This window comes from Micromonospora sp. KLBMP9576 (assembly GCF_050941805.1).
In the GTDB taxonomy this organism is placed as follows: domain Bacteria; phylum Actinomycetota; class Actinomycetes; order Mycobacteriales; family Micromonosporaceae; genus Micromonospora.
Window position 1 is genome coordinate 3,256,470 of record NZ_CP194567.1, and the last position, 17,512, is coordinate 3,273,981.

Annotated in this window: 18 protein-coding genes and 1 tRNA gene; 6 read left to right on the forward strand and 13 right to left on the reverse strand. The window is 75.3% G+C overall.

What is annotated here, in order from left to right:
- Positions 1 to 344: 344 nt before the first annotated feature.
- The 3 genes from ACQ452_RS14625 to ACQ452_RS14635 form a co-directional block, all read right to left on the reverse strand.
- Positions 345 to 812 (reverse strand): MarR family winged helix-turn-helix transcriptional regulator, encoded by a 468-nt coding sequence (locus ACQ452_RS14625; RefSeq protein WP_433384295.1) that lies wholly within the window; start codon positions 810 to 812, stop codon positions 345 to 347.
- Between the two features lie 53 nt (positions 813 to 865).
- Positions 866 to 2,041, reverse strand: coding sequence for a PP2C family protein-serine/threonine phosphatase (locus tag ACQ452_RS14630; RefSeq protein ID WP_433384298.1), 1,176 nt, complete (start codon positions 2,039 to 2,041; stop codon positions 866 to 868).
- 212 nt (positions 2,042 to 2,253) lie between these two features.
- The gene (locus ACQ452_RS14635) at positions 2,254 to 3,000 is read right to left on the reverse strand and encodes an SAM-dependent methyltransferase (RefSeq protein WP_433384301.1); all 747 of its coding nucleotides are present in this window, start codon (positions 2,998 to 3,000) and stop codon (positions 2,254 to 2,256) included.
- Positions 3,001 to 3,119: 119 nt separating this feature from the next.
- Here ACQ452_RS14635 and ACQ452_RS14640 point away from each other — a divergent pair, with 119 nt between their 5' ends.
- From ACQ452_RS14640 to ACQ452_RS14660, 5 genes are all read left to right on the forward strand, one after another.
- Positions 3,120 to 4,001 (forward strand): universal stress protein, encoded by an 882-nt coding sequence (locus tag ACQ452_RS14640; RefSeq protein WP_433384304.1) that lies wholly within the window; start codon positions 3,120 to 3,122, stop codon positions 3,999 to 4,001.
- Positions 4,002 to 4,055: 54 nt separating this feature from the next.
- Positions 4,056 to 4,751 carry a hypothetical protein gene (locus ACQ452_RS14645; RefSeq protein ID WP_433384307.1) on the forward strand — a complete coding sequence of 232 codons (696 nt, stop codon included), beginning with the start codon at positions 4,056 to 4,058 and terminating at the stop codon, positions 4,749 to 4,751.
- A complete protein-coding gene (locus tag ACQ452_RS14650; protein ID WP_433384310.1) occupies positions 4,748 to 5,095 on the forward strand; it encodes a transcriptional regulator in 348 nt (115 codons plus the stop codon). The genes ACQ452_RS14645 and ACQ452_RS14650 overlap by 4 nt, the downstream gene beginning before the upstream one ends.
- A gap of 125 nt (positions 5,096 to 5,220) precedes the next feature.
- Positions 5,221 to 5,433 (forward strand): phosphatidylethanolamine-binding protein, encoded by a 213-nt coding sequence (locus tag ACQ452_RS14655; RefSeq protein ID WP_121398371.1) that lies wholly within the window; start codon positions 5,221 to 5,223, stop codon positions 5,431 to 5,433.
- Positions 5,430 to 5,897 (forward strand): hypothetical protein, encoded by a 468-nt coding sequence (locus ACQ452_RS14660; protein WP_433384313.1) that lies wholly within the window; start codon positions 5,430 to 5,432, stop codon positions 5,895 to 5,897. Before ACQ452_RS14655 ends, ACQ452_RS14660 begins: the two co-directional genes overlap by 4 nt.
- Before the next feature lie 7 nt (positions 5,898 to 5,904).
- Here the strand turns inward: ACQ452_RS14660 and ACQ452_RS14665 are convergent, their stop codons facing one another.
- Positions 5,905 to 6,099 (reverse strand): hypothetical protein, encoded by a 195-nt coding sequence (locus ACQ452_RS14665; RefSeq protein ID WP_433384316.1) that lies wholly within the window; start codon positions 6,097 to 6,099, stop codon positions 5,905 to 5,907.
- Between the two features lie 120 nt (positions 6,100 to 6,219).
- On the opposite strand from ACQ452_RS14665, the gene ACQ452_RS14670 reads away from it, so the two are divergent.
- Positions 6,220 to 6,870 carry a hypothetical protein gene (locus ACQ452_RS14670; protein WP_433384318.1) on the forward strand — a complete coding sequence of 217 codons (651 nt, stop codon included), beginning with the start codon at positions 6,220 to 6,222 and terminating at the stop codon, positions 6,868 to 6,870.
- A 6-nt stretch (positions 6,871 to 6,876) separates the two neighbouring features.
- On the opposite strand, the gene ACQ452_RS14675 is transcribed toward ACQ452_RS14670, so the two are convergent.
- The 9 genes from ACQ452_RS14675 to fdh form a co-directional block, all read right to left on the reverse strand.
- Positions 6,877 to 7,062 carry a hypothetical protein gene (locus ACQ452_RS14675; RefSeq protein WP_210838630.1) on the reverse strand — a complete coding sequence of 62 codons (186 nt, stop codon included), beginning with the start codon at positions 7,060 to 7,062 and terminating at the stop codon, positions 6,877 to 6,879.
- 71 nt (positions 7,063 to 7,133) lie between these two features.
- Positions 7,134 to 8,411: a hemolysin family protein gene (locus ACQ452_RS14680; protein WP_433384321.1), complete on the reverse strand. Its 1,278-nt coding sequence runs from the start codon at positions 8,409 to 8,411 to the stop codon at positions 7,134 to 7,136.
- Position 8,412: 1 nt separating this feature from the next.
- Complete coding sequence (locus ACQ452_RS14685) at positions 8,413 to 8,610, reverse strand: hypothetical protein (RefSeq protein WP_433384324.1); 198 nt, start codon at positions 8,608 to 8,610, stop codon at positions 8,413 to 8,415.
- A 40-nt stretch (positions 8,611 to 8,650) separates the two neighbouring features.
- Positions 8,651 to 10,450, reverse strand: coding sequence for a selenocysteine-specific translation elongation factor (gene selB, locus ACQ452_RS14690; protein WP_433384326.1), 1,800 nt, complete (start codon positions 10,448 to 10,450; stop codon positions 8,651 to 8,653).
- Between the two features lie 2 nt (positions 10,451 to 10,452).
- Positions 10,453 to 11,757 carry an L-seryl-tRNA(Sec) selenium transferase gene (selA, locus tag ACQ452_RS14695; protein WP_433384329.1) on the reverse strand — a complete coding sequence of 435 codons (1,305 nt, stop codon included), beginning with the start codon at positions 11,755 to 11,757 and terminating at the stop codon, positions 10,453 to 10,455.
- 19 nt (positions 11,758 to 11,776) lie between these two features.
- A tRNA-Sec gene (locus ACQ452_RS14700) sits at positions 11,777 to 11,872 on the reverse strand.
- A gap of 52 nt (positions 11,873 to 11,924) precedes the next feature.
- Positions 11,925 to 13,034 carry an NrfD/PsrC family molybdoenzyme membrane anchor subunit gene (gene nrfD, locus ACQ452_RS14705; protein ID WP_433384332.1) on the reverse strand — a complete coding sequence of 370 codons (1,110 nt, stop codon included), beginning with the start codon at positions 13,032 to 13,034 and terminating at the stop codon, positions 11,925 to 11,927.
- The gene (locus ACQ452_RS14710; protein ID WP_433384335.1) at positions 13,031 to 14,158 is read right to left on the reverse strand and encodes a 4Fe-4S dicluster domain-containing protein; all 1,128 of its coding nucleotides are present in this window, start codon (positions 14,156 to 14,158) and stop codon (positions 13,031 to 13,033) included. Before ACQ452_RS14710 ends, nrfD begins: the two co-directional genes overlap by 4 nt.
- The gene (fdh, locus tag ACQ452_RS14715) at positions 14,148 to 17,447 is read right to left on the reverse strand and encodes a formate dehydrogenase (protein WP_433384338.1); all 3,300 of its coding nucleotides are present in this window, start codon (positions 17,445 to 17,447) and stop codon (positions 14,148 to 14,150) included. Before fdh ends, ACQ452_RS14710 begins: the two co-directional genes overlap by 11 nt.
- Between the last annotated feature and the right edge of the window lie 65 nt (positions 17,448 to 17,512).

The window sequence follows — 17,512 nt, forward strand, 5'->3', positions numbered from 1 at the left end:
AACCTCCTTCGCCGCACGCTCCGCCGCCCGACCGAGGACGGGCGGCGTGGGGAACGTGGGCGCTGTCGGGCCGGCTGGCGCCGGCACCCCCTGCGGTCCCGGGACGGGACCCTCGCCTGACGCGGCCCGCGATCGTGGCGATCACGGGCCGGCTGGTTGCGCAGCCACTATATCGGGCCGTCGTAGCCCGTTCCTGGCTCCGTCGTTCGGCCGTGGGCTCCGGCGCCAGGGCTGGCGTCGTGCGTGGCGGGTCACCACGCGTAGAGCGTCCTAGGATACTGGGTGGTGGGCGGATTCGGGCGGCGGGCCGTCAGGCCGTGCGGGCCGTCAGGCCGTGCGGGCCGTCAGGCCGTGCGGGCCGAGGAGTCGGGCGCGACCTCGGCCGGCGCGCCGGCCGCCCGCTCGAAGGCCACCAGCGCCAGCAGCAGGTCGCGCTGCACCCGGGCGGGCATCCGGTCCAACACGACCTGCACCGCCCGGTGCCGGCGCTCCTGCAACTCGCGCAGCAGCGTCTCGGCGGCGGCGGTCGGCACCAGCCGCACCTCCCGCCGGTCCCGGGGGTCGGGCACCCGGCGCAGCAGCCCGGTGGCCTCCAACCGGTCGCACAGCCGGCTCGCCGAGGACGGTACGACGTCGAGCAACTCGGCCAGGCCGTTGACGTTGGTCTCCGGTCGGCCCGAGATGAGCGACAGCACGCGCAGTTGGGTCGGCGAGACGGTCATCTGGTGCCGGGACACCGCGGAGTCGAGCACGCCGACAAGAGTCGCGGCGGCCGCGTCGATCGCCGCGGCGAGATTCAGAGGTCGCTCCACCCGGTGTCCCCTGCGATCGGCCCGCTCGTGTTCCGCCGTCGCGACCACGGTTCTCACGCGTCGCCCCGCCCGACGGGACCACGCCAGTCCAGGCAGACGACGACCGCGTCGTCGCGCAGGTCGGCATCCGCGTGCCAGGCGTGCAGTTCGCGCATCACCGTACCAACCGCCTCCGCCGGGGGTTGCAACCGCGTGGACCGCATCGCCCGCGCCATCGCCCGCTCACCGTATGCCCCGCGGTCACCGGGGTCGGCGGACCACACCCCGTCGCTGACGATGAAGAGCCGGTCCCCGGGCGCCAGGTCGAACTCCTGCACGTCGTAGCGGGCATCGGCGAACATGCCCAGCGGGAGCTGCTGCTCCAGCTCGATCGGCGTCACCGTCGCACCGCGCTGGCGCAGCAGGTGCGGTGAGCCCGCGTCCACCGCCCGCACCCGGCCGGTGGTGGTGTCCAGCTGGAGCAGCAGCGTGGCCACGTACCGGCGCCCGCGATGCTGGTAGTAGACCGTGTCGGAGGCCAGCTCGGCCTGCTCGACGAGGCTGCCGCCGGAGCGCCGGGCGTTGCGCAACGCGTTCACGGTCACGGCGGTCAGCAGCGCCGCCGCCAGCCCGATGCCGGAACCGTTGAGCGCCGTCACCGTGAGGTCCTCGTCCACGGACCAGTCGAAGTGGTCCCCGCCCACCAGGTACGCCGGCTCCAACTGCCCGGCGAGCTCGAACGCCGGATGGCTGACGCCGCGCCCCGGCAGCAGCTCCCACTGCATCTCCGCGGCCATGCTGAGTCGCTCCCGGCGGCGGACCCGGCGGTACCTGTCGGTCCCCCGGTCCGCCGCGCGCAGGACGACGGCCAGCTCGCCGGCGATGTCCGCGGCCCGGCCGACGGTGTCCGCACCGACCGGGGCGGGCAGCTCGACGAGGAGCACGCCCAGCCGCTCGCCCCACACCGACAGTGGCAGGTACAGCCGGCACCGGCCCTCGTCGTCGGTGTCGGTCACCGGCTGCTGACTGCTGTAGCAACGCTGCGCCACCCCGTGGCAGGCGAGGAAGCCGCCGTCGGTGAGATCCCCGCCCAGCACCGGCCAGAGCCCGCTGATCCGGTAGTCGGCGACGAACACGTCCATCCGCGAGGCGCCCAACACGGACCGGATCACCCGGTCCGCCGCCTCCACCACCTGGTCGGGCGGGGCCGCGCGAAGCGCACGCAGGACCTGGCCCGGTGCCTCCAACATGATCATCCTCCGGAAGCTTGCTGTAGGGCAAGCATCATACGGAGGCCCCGGCAGCACCCTCCGCGCGGGCGGGCAGCACCGGGCGCGACGGGCGATGGGGCGAAACGCGACGGGCGGTGAGCGGGACGCGACGGACCCTTGGGGGGACGCCACGGCCGGTGAGCGGTGGGTGGTGGGTGGTGGGCGGCGCGGACGCGCGGTGGGGTCGGCGGTCAGGGCGCCGCGCGTACGGCGATCCCACCGTGGAAGGCGTCCGGCACCGGCGCCGGCGGCCCCTCCGGGCGCCAACGCGTGATCGCGACGATGCCGTCGGCGGTGGGCGCCCAGCGCCCCAGCAGCGGCACGAAGGCGGCCGGCGGGCGCACCCGGAACGTCGGTCCCATCATCGCGAGGGCCTGCGGGAACCCGGCCAGCTCCTCGGTGTCGAAGTCGACCGCGAGCAGGCTGCCCGGCGCGGTCGCCTCGTACAGCTCGTCGAGGGTGCGGGCCAGCGTCTCGTCGTCCAGGAACGCGGCCAGCCCCAGGAAGACCACGCCGACGGGCCGCCTGCCCCAACCCGGTACGAACCGGTGCAGCTGGGCGCGGTCGATCGTGCCGATGTCGCTGGCGTCGCCGAAGCCGTAGCCGGCCCGGTCGCTGCCGGCCAGCAGCCGCTGGCCGAGGCGGATGGTGACCGGGTCGACGTCGGTGTAGAGCACAGTGGCGTCGGGGACGGCCTCGTGCACGTTGCCCATGGTCGGCACCCCGGCGCCGAAGACGAGGAAACCGTCCACCCCCTGCGCGGCGATCGCCCGTACCGCCCGGCCGAGGAAGGCACGCAGCTCACGGAAGACGGGGGCGCACTGCCCGTACGCCCGCTCGAAGGCCCGGGCGGCGGCCACGTCGACCGGGAAGTGGTGCTGGCCGCCGAGCCAGAAGTCGATCATGCGCGCGGTGCTCGGCTGTTGCGGCTCCACCATCGACAACGCTCCCTCTCGACCAGCCGCGCACAGCGTACCCACCCGTCGGCCTGCCCGGTATCGGCCCGCTGACAGGTTCCCGGCCGCGATACTGGCCGGGAACCGGCGGGAGGTGGGCGGTGAACTCGGCGAACGGCGCGGCGGTGGTCGTCGGCGTGGACGGCTCGGACTCGGCGCTGCGCGCCGTGCGGCTCGCCGCCGGCGAGGCCGCCCGCCGGCACCGGCCGCTGCGGATCGTGCACGCCTTCATCTGGCCCCTGCTGCGCGTGCCGGTTGACGCCCCCGCCGCCGGTCCGCCCGGTGCCGGCCTGCGGCACCAGGCGGAGCAGGTCGTCGCCGCCGCCACGGACGAGGCCGAGGCGGCGGTGCCCGGGCTGCGGATCTCCGGCGAGATCATCGACGGCGAGGCCGCCGCGGTGCTGCTCGGCGAGTCGCCGGCCGCCGCGATGATCGTGCTCGGCGACCGGGGGCTCGGCGGCTTCTCCGCACTGGTGGTCGGGTCCGTCGCGGTGCAGGTCGCCGCGTACGCCGACTGTCCGGTGCTGGTCGCCCGCGGCACCGGGCGCCCCGACGGGCCCGTGGTCGTCGGGGTGGACGGCTCGCAGTCGGCCCGGCTCGCCGCGGAGTTCGCCATCGAGGAGGCGTCGGTACGCGGCGCGGCGCTGGTCGCGGTGCACGCCTACCGGCATCCGACCTCCACCGGCCCCGGGGACATGCGACCACTGGTGTACGACGACACCGAGCTGCGTTCCGAGGAGGAGCGGGTGGTCGCCGAGTCGCTGGCGGGGCTCACCCAGCGGTGGCCGGACGTGCCGGTCAGCCGGGAGACCACGCGGGGCCGCCCCGCCACCGTGCTCGCCGAGGCGTCCCGGCGGGCCCAACTGCTGGTGGTCGGCCGGCAGGGGCGCGGGGAGCTAGCCGGGCTGCTGCTGGGCTCGGTGAGCCAGTCGCTGCTGCACCACGCCGACTGCCCGGTCGCGGTGATCCGCGCGCCACGCTGAACGAGCGCCGATCTGGCACTAGCGCCGACAGGTTTGCTGTGGAAACCTATTGGCATGACTACTGAGCCGATATCCGCCGGCGGCGATCCCCGCCGGCTGCTGTCCGAGGTTCGCTCCCTGGCACACCGGGTACGTCTCGACCAACGGATGACCTGGGTCGCGCTGCTCGTGCTGGCCGGAGTGACGTTCGTCGGGATCCCGTTCGACTGGCTCGGCATGACGGCGCACTGCCACCCCGACACCAGCTGCGAATTCGCCCGCCGGGGCGTGCTGTACTACTGGCCGCCGGCGCTCCTGCTCGCCTACGCGGCGATCGCCGTCTCCTATGTGCGGGCTGCCCGGGCGCGCGGGCTGGGTGCCCGGGTGTTGCCGTACGCGATCGCCGGCGCCGCGACGACCGTCGTGTTCACCGCCGCGTGGGTAGCCGCGGCCCTGTACTTTCCGAGCCACCCGGAGCCGATGCAGCCACTCTCGTACTGGTGGCTGGTGCTGGACCGGCTGGTCTCACCCTGGAGCATGATCGGTGTCGCGCTGGTGGTGCTGGCCCGGATCGAGCGCAACATCGGGCTGCTGCTGTTCACCCTCGCCTACCTTGCCCTGGTGCTGCTGGTGCTGCCGATGAACGAGGGCTGGGGACCGGCAGGCTGGGGACTCGAGGCCCGATTCGCGGTGCCGCAAGCCATCAGCGGCGCGGTGCTGCTGCTCGGCGCCGTCGGGTTCTTCACGGCGGCCCGCAGGCGGCAGCGGTGACAGCCGCGCCCGGCACCCCGGACCCGGACGCCGGGCACCCGGTCACCGGGCTGGACGAGGTGGTGCACCAGCGGGCACGGCTGGGCATCCTGACCATCGCGCACGAGGCCCACCGGGTCGAGTTCGGCTACCTCCGCACCCACCTCGAGCTGACCGCCGGCAACCTCTCCAAGCACCTCAGCGTGCTGGAATCGGCCGGCCTGATCGAGGTCGAGAAGGGCTACGAGGGCCGGCGCGGTCGCACCTGGATCACCCTCACCGCCGCCGGCACCACCGCCCTCGCCAACGAGATCGCGCGACTCAAGCAGCTCATCGCCCGTGTGGAGACGACCGACGGACAGTAGCGACAACGTCGCCCGCCACCCGGCGCACGGCGACGGTGCGGCGAACCGGTCGCGGGGTTGGTCCCCGCGCAGGCGGGTAGACGACCGCGGTACGCCAACGGCGACGACGACCGGAGGAGGCAGCGATGCCAGGACCACGGCCGGGCAGCAACGCGTACGACAAGCAGCGGGCACGCATCCGGAACGCCATCGACGATTCGGGACGGCGGGTGCCGGACGACAAGGCCAACGACGTGGCCAACCGGATCCTGCAGTCCGACCGCGGGCAGCGCGGCGTCGTCCGCGGTGAGCGCGCCTACGGCCCCAAGGGCGAACGCGAACCGGGCGACCCGAAGTGAGGGCGACGAACCTGGTCGACGGGGCGATCGTCGGCGCGGTGGGTAGCGTCGCCCTGAACGTGGTCAGCTACCTGGACATGGTGCTGCGGGCGCGGCCGGCGAGCAGCACGCCGGAGGACACCGCCGGGCGGCTGGCCGGGGTGGCACACGTGGACCTGGGGTCCGGGGACCGGGCGGCGAACCGCCGCTCGGGCCTCGGGCCCCTGCTCGGCTACGGCGTCGGCGTGGCGGCGGGGGTCGGTTACGCCATGGTCCTCGGCGGCCGCCGCCTGCCGCTGCCCCTGGCCGCCGGGGTGCTCGGTGGGGCCGTGATGGCGACGTCCGACGGGTCTATGGCCCTGCTCGGGGTCAGCGATCCGCGCACCTGGGGCCGGTCGGACTGGCTCTCCGACGTTGTGCCGCACCTCGCGTACGGCGTGGCGGCCGCAGCCACCTGGAACCGGCTGCGGCCGCCACGCCTCTAGTACGCGGTCAGCTCTCGTCGTCGGCGACCGGCTCGGTCGTCGGGCCGTACGGGGAGACCTGCCCACGGGGCACCGGGCGCCCCTCGTCGCCGTGCGACGAGCCACGGTTGAGCGGGTGTCCGGTCGGGCGCGGGCCCTTGCTGTCCTGGCTGGTGGCGCCCTTGTTGTTGCGGCGCAACTCTTCCTGCTGCGGGTTGACCACGGGTTTCTCCTTCCGGGGTTCGGGCCTGTCCGGGATCGGTTACCCGGCCGACCCGGCGCCATACCCGAGGTGGCGCACGGTCGCAGGGGTGAGCGGGAGCGGGACGGGTAACCGGGCAGGGTGGGCGACGACCGTAGGGTGGTGCGGGTCCTGCTCGAGCGGCAGGGCCGGACGTACGCGCAGGAGGCGGGCATCACGCTCGCCGACCGGCCCGCCCCGCTCTATCAGCTGTTGGTGCTCGCCACGCTGCTGAGCACCCGGATCCGCGCCCGGGTGGCGGTGGCGGCCGCCGGGGAGCTGTTCACCGCCGGCTACCGCACCCCGCAGGCGATGGAGGCGGCGAGCTGGCAGGACCGGGTCGACGCGCTGGGTCGGGGCCACTACCGCCGCTACGACGAGCGGACCTCGACGATGCTCGGCACCGGGGCCCGGCTGTGTCTGGATCGCTGGCGTGGTGACCTGCGCCGGCTGCGCCGCGACGCCGACGGCGCGGCGGCCGGGCTGCGCCGGCGACTGACGGAGTTCCCCGGCATCGGCCCCACCGGGGCCGACATCTTCCTGCGCGAGGCGCAGGTGGTCTGGCCGGAGCTGCGGCCGTACGCCGACCGGCGGGCCCTGGCCGGGGCGGAGCGGCTCGGGCTGCCCGCCTCGGCGGACCGGCTGGGCGGGCTGGTCGGCCCGGACGACTTCGGCCGGTTCGCCTCGGCGCTGGTGCGGGTGGCCCTGGGCGAGGAGTCCGCCGGGGACGTCACCCGCGCCGCCGCGGGGTGATCCGACCTACTTGACCGTCTTGTCGCCCGGCTTCGTCAGGTGCCAGACCAGCAGCGCTGCCAGCAGCGCGAGCACGACGAGGCCGCCGGAGACGCCGCGGCCGTCCTCCTCGCTGCGGCCGGTGGTGCCGAAGTAGATCACCGCGAGCCCGGCCAGCACGGTGACGAACGTCCGCATCCCTCGGTCCTTCACGCCCCGGACGGTACGCACAGAAAGCCAGCCAATGAGGGCATTTGGGTTGTTTTCCCCCGATCGGGCGGCGGTCAGGGGCCGGTCGAGAAACCCCGCAGCCGCACCCGCCGGATGACCCGGCCGGACACCTGCACCACCTCCACACTCAGCCCCGGCAGGTGCACCGTCTCCCCCGGACCGGCCGGCAGGTGACCCAGCCCGGCCAGCACCAGCCCCGCCACCGTCGTGTACTCCCGCGACGGCCGGAAGTGCAGGCGCACGCCGACGTCGGGCAGGTCGTGCAGCGGGAAGTCGCCGGGCAGCAGCAGCGAGCCGTCCGGCTCCCGGGCCACCCCGCTCACGTCCCGGTCGCTCTCGTCGTACAGCTCGCCGACGACCTCCTCCAGCAGGTCCTCCATGGTGATCATCCCGTCGACCCCGCCGTGCTCGTCGACGACGAGGGCGAGCTGCTGGTGACACAGCCGCAGGCGACGCAGCGCGTCGGAGACCGGCAACGTGCCGGGCAGCAGCAGCGGCGGACGCGCCCGGTCCGCGACACTCGCCGCGTCCGCCGCCACCAGGTCGCGGATGTGCACCACGCCGCACACCTCGTCGAGGCCGCCCGGCCCGACGACCGGGGCGCGGGAGCGGCCGGCGGCGGCGAGGCGACGCAGCCCGTCGGCGGCGGACAGACCCGCCGCCAGCACCGTCACCTCCAGCCGGGGCACCAGGATCTCCCGCAGCGTCCGGCCGGCGATGTCGAAGGCGCCGGTGAGGATCTCCCGTTGCTGCGCGGACAGGCCCCGCTGGCTGACCAGCATCTCCCGCAGCTCGTCCTCGGTCATCTCCGTCCGGCTGGCCCGCGGGTCCCCGCCGGCGAGCCGCACCACCGCGTCGGTGGCCCTGCTGAGCAACCAGACCGCCGGCCGGGACAGCCGGGCCAGCAGGTCCAGCGGGCCGGCGCTGACCAGCCCCCAACGCTCCGCGCGCTGCATCGCCAACCGCTTCGGTGCCAACTCGCCGACGACCAGAGTGACGAACGTCAGCAGCACGGTGACCACGATGATCGCGGCCCCCCGGGCGGCGCCGCCGAGGAACCCCAACGGCCCCACCAGCGGCTCGGACAGCGAGACCGCGGCGGCGGCGGAGGCCAGGAACCCGGCGAGGGTGATGCCCAGCTGGATGGTGGCGAGGTAACGGTTGGGGTCACGAACCAGCCGGGCCAGCCGCTCCCCCGACCGGCTGCGCCGACCCAACTGGCGCACCTGCCCCTCACGCAACGTCACCAGCGCCATCTCGCTGCCCGACAGGGCGGCGTTGACCAGCACCAGCACCGCCACCAGCGCGAGCTGACCGAGCTGAGCCCCCATGTCAGTCGACCTCCAGGTCGTCGAGGGAGATCCTGTGCGTCATCAGCCAGCGGGCCAGCGCCGACATCCCGAACAGCCACAGCGGCGCGGACTCCGTGGTGCCGTTGGTGGCGAAGATCGCGAAACGCAGGTCCGGCGCCCGGTACGCCTCGATCCGCCACCTGTGCTGCCGGTCCCGCCAGACCGCGGAAGGGTCCATGGCGTCACGCTAGGCGACCGACCGCCCCACCGGGGCGGCTTCAGCGCCGGGCCGGCCCCGGATCCGGCCGCCTCGGCGCAAGCGTGCGGGCCACCACGACCCGGGTGTCGTCGGGCAGCCGCCGGGTGACACCACGCCGGTCCAGCAGCTCCAGCAGCGGCACCGCGACCCGGCGGGTGGTGTCCAGCGCCCGCCGGGCGGCGCTGAGCGTGAACGGCTGGGACAACCCGGCCAGCACCCGTGCCGCGTCGTCGACCGCGCCGGGCGGCAGCACCACGTTCTCGGCGAGGCGCAGCAACGCCCCCGCGCGCACGGCCGCACCGATCTCCCGGGGACCCAGCCCCACCTCGGCGAGGTGCTCGGCCTCGGGGGCCCGGAACGGGCGGTCGGCGTACCCGGCGCGGATCCGGGCCACGGCACGGGCCACCGGCGCCGGCAGCGCGTCCACCGCCGCCGCGGTGACCCGCCCGGCGTGCAGCCGCAGCGGCGGCCGGACCAGCGCCTCGACCAACGCCCGCTCGGGCAGCCCGAGGCGCTGGCGCAGCGCCTCGACCGGCGCACCCGGCTCGAGGGGGTGTTCCCGGGCGTGCCGGGTGACCTCCTCGACCAGCCGGGCGGCGAGGCCCCGCCAGTACTCCGGGTCGGCCAACCAGTCGCCGGCGACCGGCCGGCCGGTGACCTCGACGCCGGTGCGGACCAGGTCGGCGGCCCGGGCCAGCCGCCGCCGGCGCAACTCACCGGCCAGGTCGGGGCGCCCGTCCACAGTCGCCAGCACGGCGGCGCGGGCCACCGCCGCACCCCGGCGGGTCAGCGCGGGCGGCGCGACGTCCAGCACGCTCACCCCGCCGACGACGTGGTGACGGCCCGGGTCACGCAGCAGCGCCCGGTCCCCCACCAGCAACGGCAATGGTCGGGCCAGCCTCAGCCGGACCGTGTCCGCGCCCAGCGGCCGGACCCGGGCCGGCACCGCCGCCGAACCGATGTGCAGGGTCAGGGTGGCCGGCAGCCGCGCCGTCGGGTCGCCGGTCAGCCGGACGTCCAGCAGATCCGTGTGGTGGAACCGGCCGGGGGTGAGCAGCGCGTCGCCGCGCCCGAGACGCTCGCGGGGCGTGCCGCGCAGGTTCACCGCCACCCGGGCCACCGCGGCGACCTCGGGTCGGGCCGCACCGAGGCAGTGCAGGCCGCGTACCCGCACCGGCTCCGCGTCCCCGGCGAGCTCCAGCTCGTCACCCACCCGCAGCCGGCCGGCGCCGAGGGTGCCGGTCACCACCGTGCCGGCGCCCCGGACGGTGAACGCGCGGTCCACCCAGAGCCGCACCGGGGCGTCGGTGCGCGCGGCGGGCAGCCGGGCGGCGAGCCGGTCCAGTGCCGCGCGAAGCTGCGGCAGGCCGGCACCGCTCACCGCGCTGACGGCGACCGCGTCGAGGCCGCCGAGGGAGGTGCCGGCCAGCTCCGCCCGGGCCCGGGCCGTCGCCGGCCCCGCGTCCGCCAGGTCCGCGCGGGTCACCACCAGCAGCCCGTACGACACGCCGAGCGCGTCGAGGGCCGCGAGGTGCTCGGCCGACTGCGGCATCCACCCCTCGTCGGCGGCCACCACGAGCAGCGCGGCGGGCACCGGGCCGACCCCGGCGAGCATGTTCGGCACGAACCGCTCGTGCCCGGGCACGTCGACGAACGCGACGGTCACGCCGGAGGGCAGCGCGCTCCACGCGAAGCCGAGGTCGATGGTCATGCCCCGGCGGCGTTCCTCGGCCCACCGGTCGGGTTCCATCCCGGTCAACGCCCGGACCAGGGTCGACTTGCCGTGGTCGACGTGCCCGGCGGTGGCCACCACGAACACGCTCAGCCCTCCCCCCGCGCGCGCAGCACGGCGTCGCGCAGCGCAGCGTCGGCAGCCGCGGGCACGCCACGCAGGTCCAGCAGCAGCCGCCCGCGCTCCACCCGGCCGAGCACCGGCGGGTCGCCGACGCGCAGCGGGCCCGCGTACCGCTCGGGCAGGCTCAGCGACCACGAGGGCAGCTCGACGCCGGGCGCCCCGCCGCCGCCGACGACCGCGCCGGTCGCCACCACCTCCGCCGCACAGCCGCGCGCGGCGAGCGCGTCGCGCAGCCGCGCCGTGCGCGCCCGCAGCGCACCCGGGTCGGCGTGCAACGCCTCCCGGGTGGGGGTGGCCGGGTCGGCGAGGGTGGCGGCGAGCGCGGCGAGAGTCAGCTTGTCCACCCGCAACGCCCGGGCGAGGGGATGGCGGCGCAGCCGCGCGACCAGGCCGGCGTCGCCGAGCAGCAGCCCGGCCTGCGGCCCGCCGAGCAGCTTGTCGCCGCTGGCGGTGACGAGCGCCGCCCCGGCCCGCAGGGCGCCGGCGGCGTCCGGCTCGGCCGGCAGCAGCGGGTCCGGCGCGAGCAGCCCGGAGCCGATGTCGGCGACCACCGGGACGCCCAGGGTGGCCAACTCCCGCACGGGCACCGCCGAGGTGAAGCCGGTGATCTGGAAGTTCGAGGGGTGCACCTTGAGCACGAAGCCGGTGCGGGGGCCGAGGGCGGCGGCGTAGTCGTCGAGCGTGGTGCGGTTGGTGGTGCCGACCTCGCGCAGCCGGGCGCCGGTGCTCTCCAGCAGGTCCGGCAATCGGAAGCCGTCACCGATCTCCACCAGCTCGCCCCGGCTGACGACGATCTCCGCGTCGGCGGCCAGCGCGGTGGCGGCGAGCACCAGCGCGGCGGCGCCGTTGTTGACCACGTGCACCGCGCCCGCGTCGGGCACCGCGGCCGCGAGGGCGTCGAGGGCGTCGCGGCCGCGCCGGGCCCGCCGCCCGGTGCGCAGGTCCAGTTCGACATCGGTGTGCCCGGCGGCGGCGACCATCGCCGCGACGGCGGCGGCCGACAGCGCGGCGCGTCCCAGGTTGGTGTGCAGGAGCACCCCGGTCGCGTTGAGCACGGCCGCCGGGGTCGGCGCCGGCAGGGCGGCCAGGGCGGCGTCGCGGACCGCCTCGGGGGCGATCTCGCCGGCGCGGGCCCGGGCCTGGGCGTGGCGGACGGCGGCCTTGACCCGGTCGCGGCCCAGGGCGCTCACCGCGGCGGCCAGCCGGGGGTCGGCGAGCAGCGCGTCGGTGCGCGGCACCCGCCGGCGCGGATCGACCGCGACGTCCCCCATGGCCCCCTCTTCCGCAGCCTGGCGGAGACGGACGGGAATCGAACCCGCCTGGCCCGGATCCCGGACCACACCGGTTTTGAAGACCGGGAGGGGCACCAGCCGCCTGAACGCCTCCACGCAGCAGTGAACCACAACCCGGGCCGCCGGGCGCGGGCAGCCGTCAGCCGTCAGCCGGCCGCGCCGCGCCGCCGCTCGAGGCGCTCGCGCTGCGGCAGCACCGTGTACTTCGGATCCTTCGCCGAGGCGACACCGCCGTGGAAGATGCCGAACCGGGTCGCCACCGACGCGCCCAGCAGGGCCGCGCCGGACAGGGCGGAGAGCGTCCGGCTGCGCCGGCCCAGCAGCGCGCCGGCCACCCCGAGCGCGGTGAGCGTCCGGCCGGCGCGCAGCAGCCGGCCGGCGGACCCGACCCGGTAGGGCTCGCTGAGCAACCCGAGCCGGGTCTCCACGCGGTGTGCGCCGTACAGCTCCAGGGCCGCGCCCGCCACCGCCATCCGGCGCGCCGGCCCGGCCTGCCCGGCGGGCACGGCGAGCAGCCCCACGCCCGCGCCGCTGGCCAGGGCGCTGCCCGCGAAGATGATCGGCAGGTGCGGGTACGCCTCGTGCCAGGACGGCACCGCCGTGTCGGCGAGCAGCACCCCGGTGTACGTGGCCAGCGCCGGGGCGCTCGCCGCGGCGGCCAGCCCGGCGGCGTGCCCGATCGGCGGCAGCACCCGCCGCACGAGCCCGGGCAGGCCGCGCTCCGGCAGCCACGACGCGCCCTCGGCGACCGCGGCGAGGCCCGCGGCGGGCCCGAACACGCCGAGGATCCAGGTGCCCACGGACATCGGCGAGGTGGGCTTGGCCACCCGCAGCATGTGGTGGAACCGGGCGGGTCGCCCCAGGTCCTTGATCAGGAAGACGGTGCTGGCCGTGATCGCCGCCAGCGAGGCGACCCGGCCGGCCCGGCGCAGGGCGGGGCGGCCGGTGACCTGCCCGCCCGCCGCGAGCAGCGACGACCCGGCGGCCAGCCCGCCGGTGAACAGGTAGGCGGCGATGTCCCACTTCCACACCGGCGCCTTGAGGATCGGCCGGCCGTAGTAGGAGGTGAACTCGGCCTCCGGGACGGTCAGTTCCTCGCCGCCCCGGCGGGCCCGCCCGCCGCGACGCCGCCCGCCCCGGTCGGGCGCAGCGCGGGCCTCGCCTGGGCCCGCCGGCGGTGCGGCTTCACCCGGGGTGGCGGTGAGGCGGTCACGGAAGCGGCGGAACCGCTCGCCGACCGGGCGGTCCGGGCTCACGCGGAGCCGCCCGCGAACGCCACGACGGCCGCCGCCGCCATCGCCAGCGCGGCCAGGCCGGCCCGCTTCCACATCTTCGGCAGGTCCCGGGTGGTGACCACCGGGTCCGGGGGCAGCCCGTACACCTCGGGCTCGTCGAGCAGCAGAAAGAACGCACCGTCGCCGCCCACACCGTCGTCCGGATCGTGCCCGTAGAGCCGCGCCTCGGGCACGCCCCGCTCGTGCAGCGTCGTCACGCGGGCCGCGGCCCGCTCCCGCAGCTCGTCGAGGGGGCCGTACTGGATGGACTCGGTCGGGCAGGCCTGCGCACACGCCGGCGTCCCGCCGGCGCCGATCCGGTCGTAGCACAGCGTGCACTTCCACGCCCGGCCGTCGTCCTTGCGCTGGTCGATGACGCCGTAGGGGCAGGCGGAGATGCAGTAGCCGCAACCGTTGCAGATGTCCTCCTGCACCACCACCGTGCCGAACTCGGTGCGGAACAGCGAGCCGGTGGGGCAGACGTCGAGGCAGGCCGCGTGCGTGCAGTGCTTGCACACGTCCGACATCATCAGCCAGCGGAAGTCGGTGCGCCCCTGGGCGCCGCCGGCCCGCCCCGGCGGCTCGGCCCCGGGCATGCCCAGGAACTCCGGCCCGCCGGACCGGCCGCCCGGCGTCGGGTCCACACCCCCGGACACCGACGCGGGCGCGGGTGCCGTGGTCGCGGGGGCGGGGCTGCCGGCCATCCGGGCGGCGGCGGACGCCGAGCCCGGCGGCACCCCCGGGTCGGTGCCGCTGGGGTTACCGACCCCGGCCGCCACGGCCGCCGACGAGGCGCTCACCGACCCGGCCGTCGGGGTGCCGGCGAACGGGGCGCCGCGGTGTCCCGCCGGGCGGGGCTGCTCGATGAACGCCACGTGCCGCCACGAGTTCGCGGTCAGCGCGCCGGTGTTGTCGTACGACATGCCGAGCAGGTCCAGCCCCGAGGCGGGGACGCCGTTCCACTCCTTGCACGCCACCTCGCAGGCCTTGCAGCCGATGCAGACGCTGGTGTCGGTGAAGAAACCCATGCGGGGCGGGGCGTCGGTCCAGCCCGCCTCCGGGGCGGGGTCCAGCGGCCCGGACAGGCTGTGCGGGTCAGGAAGCATCGCGGCCCTCCCCGGCGCCGTCCGCGGGGGCCGGAGGCGCAACCGCGTCCGGGGTGAGGTTGGGGGCGGGATGGCCGGGGACGATGCCCGCCCGCCGCTGGTAGTCGGCCACCATGTCCAGCAGGGCCGCACCGGTGGGCCGCCGGCCCGGACGCACGTCACAGGTACCGATCTTGCTCTCCTGGATCAGCACGTTCGGGTCCAGGGTGATCCCGAACAGGTCGTTGGCCGAGTCGCCCGTCACCAGGCCCTCGAACCCGAAGTGGTACGGCAGCCACACCTGGTGGATCACCCGGCCGTCCACCCGCAGCGGGCTGAGCCGGTCGGTGACGAGCACCTTCGCCTCGATCACCGTCCGGCCGCTGACCAGGTGCGCCCAGCCGAGGTGCGCCACGCCCACCTCGGCCGCCAACTCCGGCGACACCTCGACGAACATCTCCGGTTGCAGCTCCGCGAGGGGCCGCACCGTGCGGCTCATCCCGCCGGCCGTGTGGTGCTCGGTGAGCCGGCTGACCGTGAACACGTACGGGAAGACCTGGCTGTGCTCCTGCGGCGGGCTCGGGTTCACCGAGTTCACCGGGTGCGCGTACACCTTGCGGGTGGGGTTGGCCTGCTGGTGGTAGAGCGGGTTGCGCACCGGTGACTCGGCCGGCTCATAGTGCGTCGGCAGCGGGCCGTCGAGCACCCCGCTGGGCGCGTACAGCCAGCCCTTGCCGTCACCCTGCATGACGAACGGGTCGTCGCCGGCGAGCCCCGCCGGGCCGGACGCGCCCTCGGGCGGCCGGTACGTGGGCGGCTTGGTCCGCTCGAAGTCCGGCACGTCGTAGCCGGTCCACTCCCCGGCGTCCGGGTCCCACCAGACGTAGCGTTTGCGTTCGCTCCACGGCCGGCCCTGCGGGTCGGCGGAGGCCCGGTTGTAGAGGGTGCGCCGGTTCGCCGGCCACGCCCAGCCCCACTCGGCGGCCACCCAGTCCTGCTCGGGGCCGGGCCTGCGCCGGGCCGCCTGGTTGACCCCGTCGGCGTACACCCCGGAGTAGATCCAGCAGCCGACGGCGGTGGAGCCGTCGTCGCGGGCCTCGGCGAAGCCGGACAGCGGACGGCCGGTCGCCACCTCGTAGCCGTTGATCTCGCGCAGCACCGCCTCCGCGCTCGGCTCGGCGCGCGGGCCGTGCGTGGGATAGTCCCAGGTCAGGTCGAGCAGCGCCCGGTCGCGTGGCAGGTCGGAGCCGGCCAGTTTCTCGCGCAGCCGCAGCCCGAGATGGTAGAAGAACCACAGCTCGGAGCGGGCGTCGCCCGGCGGCTCGACGGCCTTCTCCCGCCACTGCAGCAACCGCTGGGTCTGGGTGAAGGTGCCCTCCTTCTCCACGTGCGAGGCGGCCGGCAGGAAGAACACCTCCGTCCTGCACTCCTGCGGCACGATCTCGCCGGTGGCGACCTCGGGGCCGTTGCGCCAGAACGTGGCACTTTCGATCATGAACAGGTCACGCACCACCAGCCAGTCCAGGTTGGCCATGCCCAGGCGCTGTGCCCGCCCGTGCGCCGAGCCCACCGCCGGGTTCTGCCCCAGCAGGAAGTAGCCACGCACCTTCCCGTCGATCATGTTCAGCACCTGCTGGTACGTGCCGTGGTCACCGGTCATCCGGGGCAGGTATCCGTAGCCGAAGTCGTTCTCGGGCGTCGCCGCGTCCCCCCAGTACGCCTTGAGCAGGCTCGCCGCGTACGCGCGGGCGTTGCCCCAGAGGCCCTTCTGACCCGGGTGCCGGATGCTGTGCACCCACTCGTCGAAGGTGGGGTGGTCGGCGTGGTGCGGCATCGGCAGGTAGCCCGGAAGGAGGTTGAACAGCGTCGGGATGTCGGTGGAGCCCTGGATGCTGGCGTGCCCACGCAGGGCCAGGATCCCCCCGCCGGGGCGGCCCATGTTGCCCAGCAGCAGCTGGATGATCGCGCCGGTGCGGATGTACTGCACGCCCACGCTGTGCTGCGTCCACCCGACCGAGTAGATCAGCACGCCGGTGCGCTCCCGGCCGGAATTCTGCGTCCAGGCCCGCGCCAGCTCCAGGAACCTCTCCGGCGGGATGCCGCAGACCCGCTCCACCATCTCCGGGGTGTAGCGGGCGAAGTGCCGCTTCAGGATCTGGTAGACGCAACGCGGATGCTGCAGCGTCTCGTCGCGCTCGGTGGCGCCGCCCACCTCGGCGCCGTGCGACTCGTGGCGCAGCCCGGCCGCGGAGTCCCGCTCCTTCGCGGTGTGCCCGCTGCCGGAGTCGTCCTCGTGGCCCGCGTACTGCCAGGAGTCCTGGACGTAGCTGCCCGTCTCCGGGTCGAAGCCGGAGAAGAACCCGTCGCCGTCCTCGGTGTCGACGAACCGCTCGCTGACGATCGTCGCGGCGTTGGTGTAGGCCAGCACGTACTCCCGGAAGTCCAGCTCGTTCTCCAGGATGTAGCGCACCACGGCACCGAGCAGCGCGATGTCGGAACCCGCCCGGATCGGCAGGTAGGTGTCGGCCAGCGCGCTGGTGCGGGTGAACCGCGGATCGACGTGGAAGACCTTGGCGCCGCGCCGCTTGGCCTCCATCACCCACTGGAAGCCCACCGGGTGGGCCTCGGCCATGTTCGAGCCCTGGATGACGATGACGTCAGCGTTGGCGACGTCCTGCTGGAAGTCCGTCGCACCACCGCGACCGAAGCTGGCCCCCAGACCGGGGACGGTGGCGGAGTGTCAAATGCGCGCCTGGTTCTCGATCTGGAGCGCCCCCATCGCCGTGAACAGCTTCTTGATGAGGTAGTTCTCCTCGTTGTCCAGCGTCGCGCCGCCCAGACTCGAGATGCCCAGGGTGCGGTTGAGCGGGCGGCCCCGCGCGTCGGCGTCCTCCCAGGTCTGCGCGCGGGCGGCGAGGACCCGGTCGGCGATCATGTCGAGCGCGACGTCGAGTTCCAGATCCTCCCAGTCCGTGGCGTAGGGCCGCCGGTAGCGGACCTTCGTCTGCCGCAGCGGGCTGGTGACGAGGCTCTTGCTGGCCGACCCCTTCGGGCACAGCCGGCCCCGCGAGATCGGGCTGTCCGGGTCGCCCTCGATCTGGGTGACCTCGTCGTTTTTGACGTAGACGCGCTGGCCGCAGCCGACCGCGCAGTAGGGGCAGACCGAGCGGGCCACCCGGTCGGCGGTCTCGGTGCGGGCGGTCAGCGCCGCCGACCGGCCGGACTGCGCCGCGGCGCCCCGGCCCAGCGGGTCGGTGCCGGTGAGCTGCCGGTAGACCGGCCAGCCCTCGAGAAAGGTCCGCAGGCCCACCCGCGACACCCCCTCCCGGCCCGTACGTCGCCGACCCCTCGAACATTAGGCCAGCCCGAGCGGGA

Excerpts from the sequence above, each read along its gene's own strand:
- ACQ452_RS14630 (WP_433384298.1), bottom strand. The coding sequence starts at position 2,041 with ATGTTGGAGGCACCGGGCCAGGTCCTGCGTGCGCTTCGCGCGGCCCCG.
- ACQ452_RS14635 (WP_433384301.1), bottom strand. The coding sequence starts at position 3,000 with ATGGTGGAGCCGCAACAGCCGAGCACCGCGCGCATGATCGACTTCTGG.
- ACQ452_RS14645 (WP_433384307.1), top strand. The coding sequence starts at position 4,056 with ATGACTACTGAGCCGATATCCGCCGGCGGCGATCCCCGCCGGCTGCTG.
- ACQ452_RS14655 (WP_121398371.1), top strand. The coding sequence starts at position 5,221 with ATGCCAGGACCACGGCCGGGCAGCAACGCGTACGACAAGCAGCGGGCA.
- ACQ452_RS14680 (WP_433384321.1), bottom strand. The coding sequence starts at position 8,411 with ATGGGGGCTCAGCTCGGTCAGCTCGCGCTGGTGGCGGTGCTGGTGCTG.
- ACQ452_RS14685 (WP_433384324.1), bottom strand. The coding sequence starts at position 8,610 with ATGGACCCTTCCGCGGTCTGGCGGGACCGGCAGCACAGGTGGCGGATC.
- selA (WP_433384329.1), bottom strand. The coding sequence starts at position 11,757 with ATGGGGGACGTCGCGGTCGATCCGCGCCGGCGGGTGCCGCGCACCGAC.
- ACQ452_RS14710 (WP_433384335.1), bottom strand. The coding sequence starts at position 14,158 with ATGCTTCCTGACCCGCACAGCCTGTCCGGGCCGCTGGACCCCGCCCCG.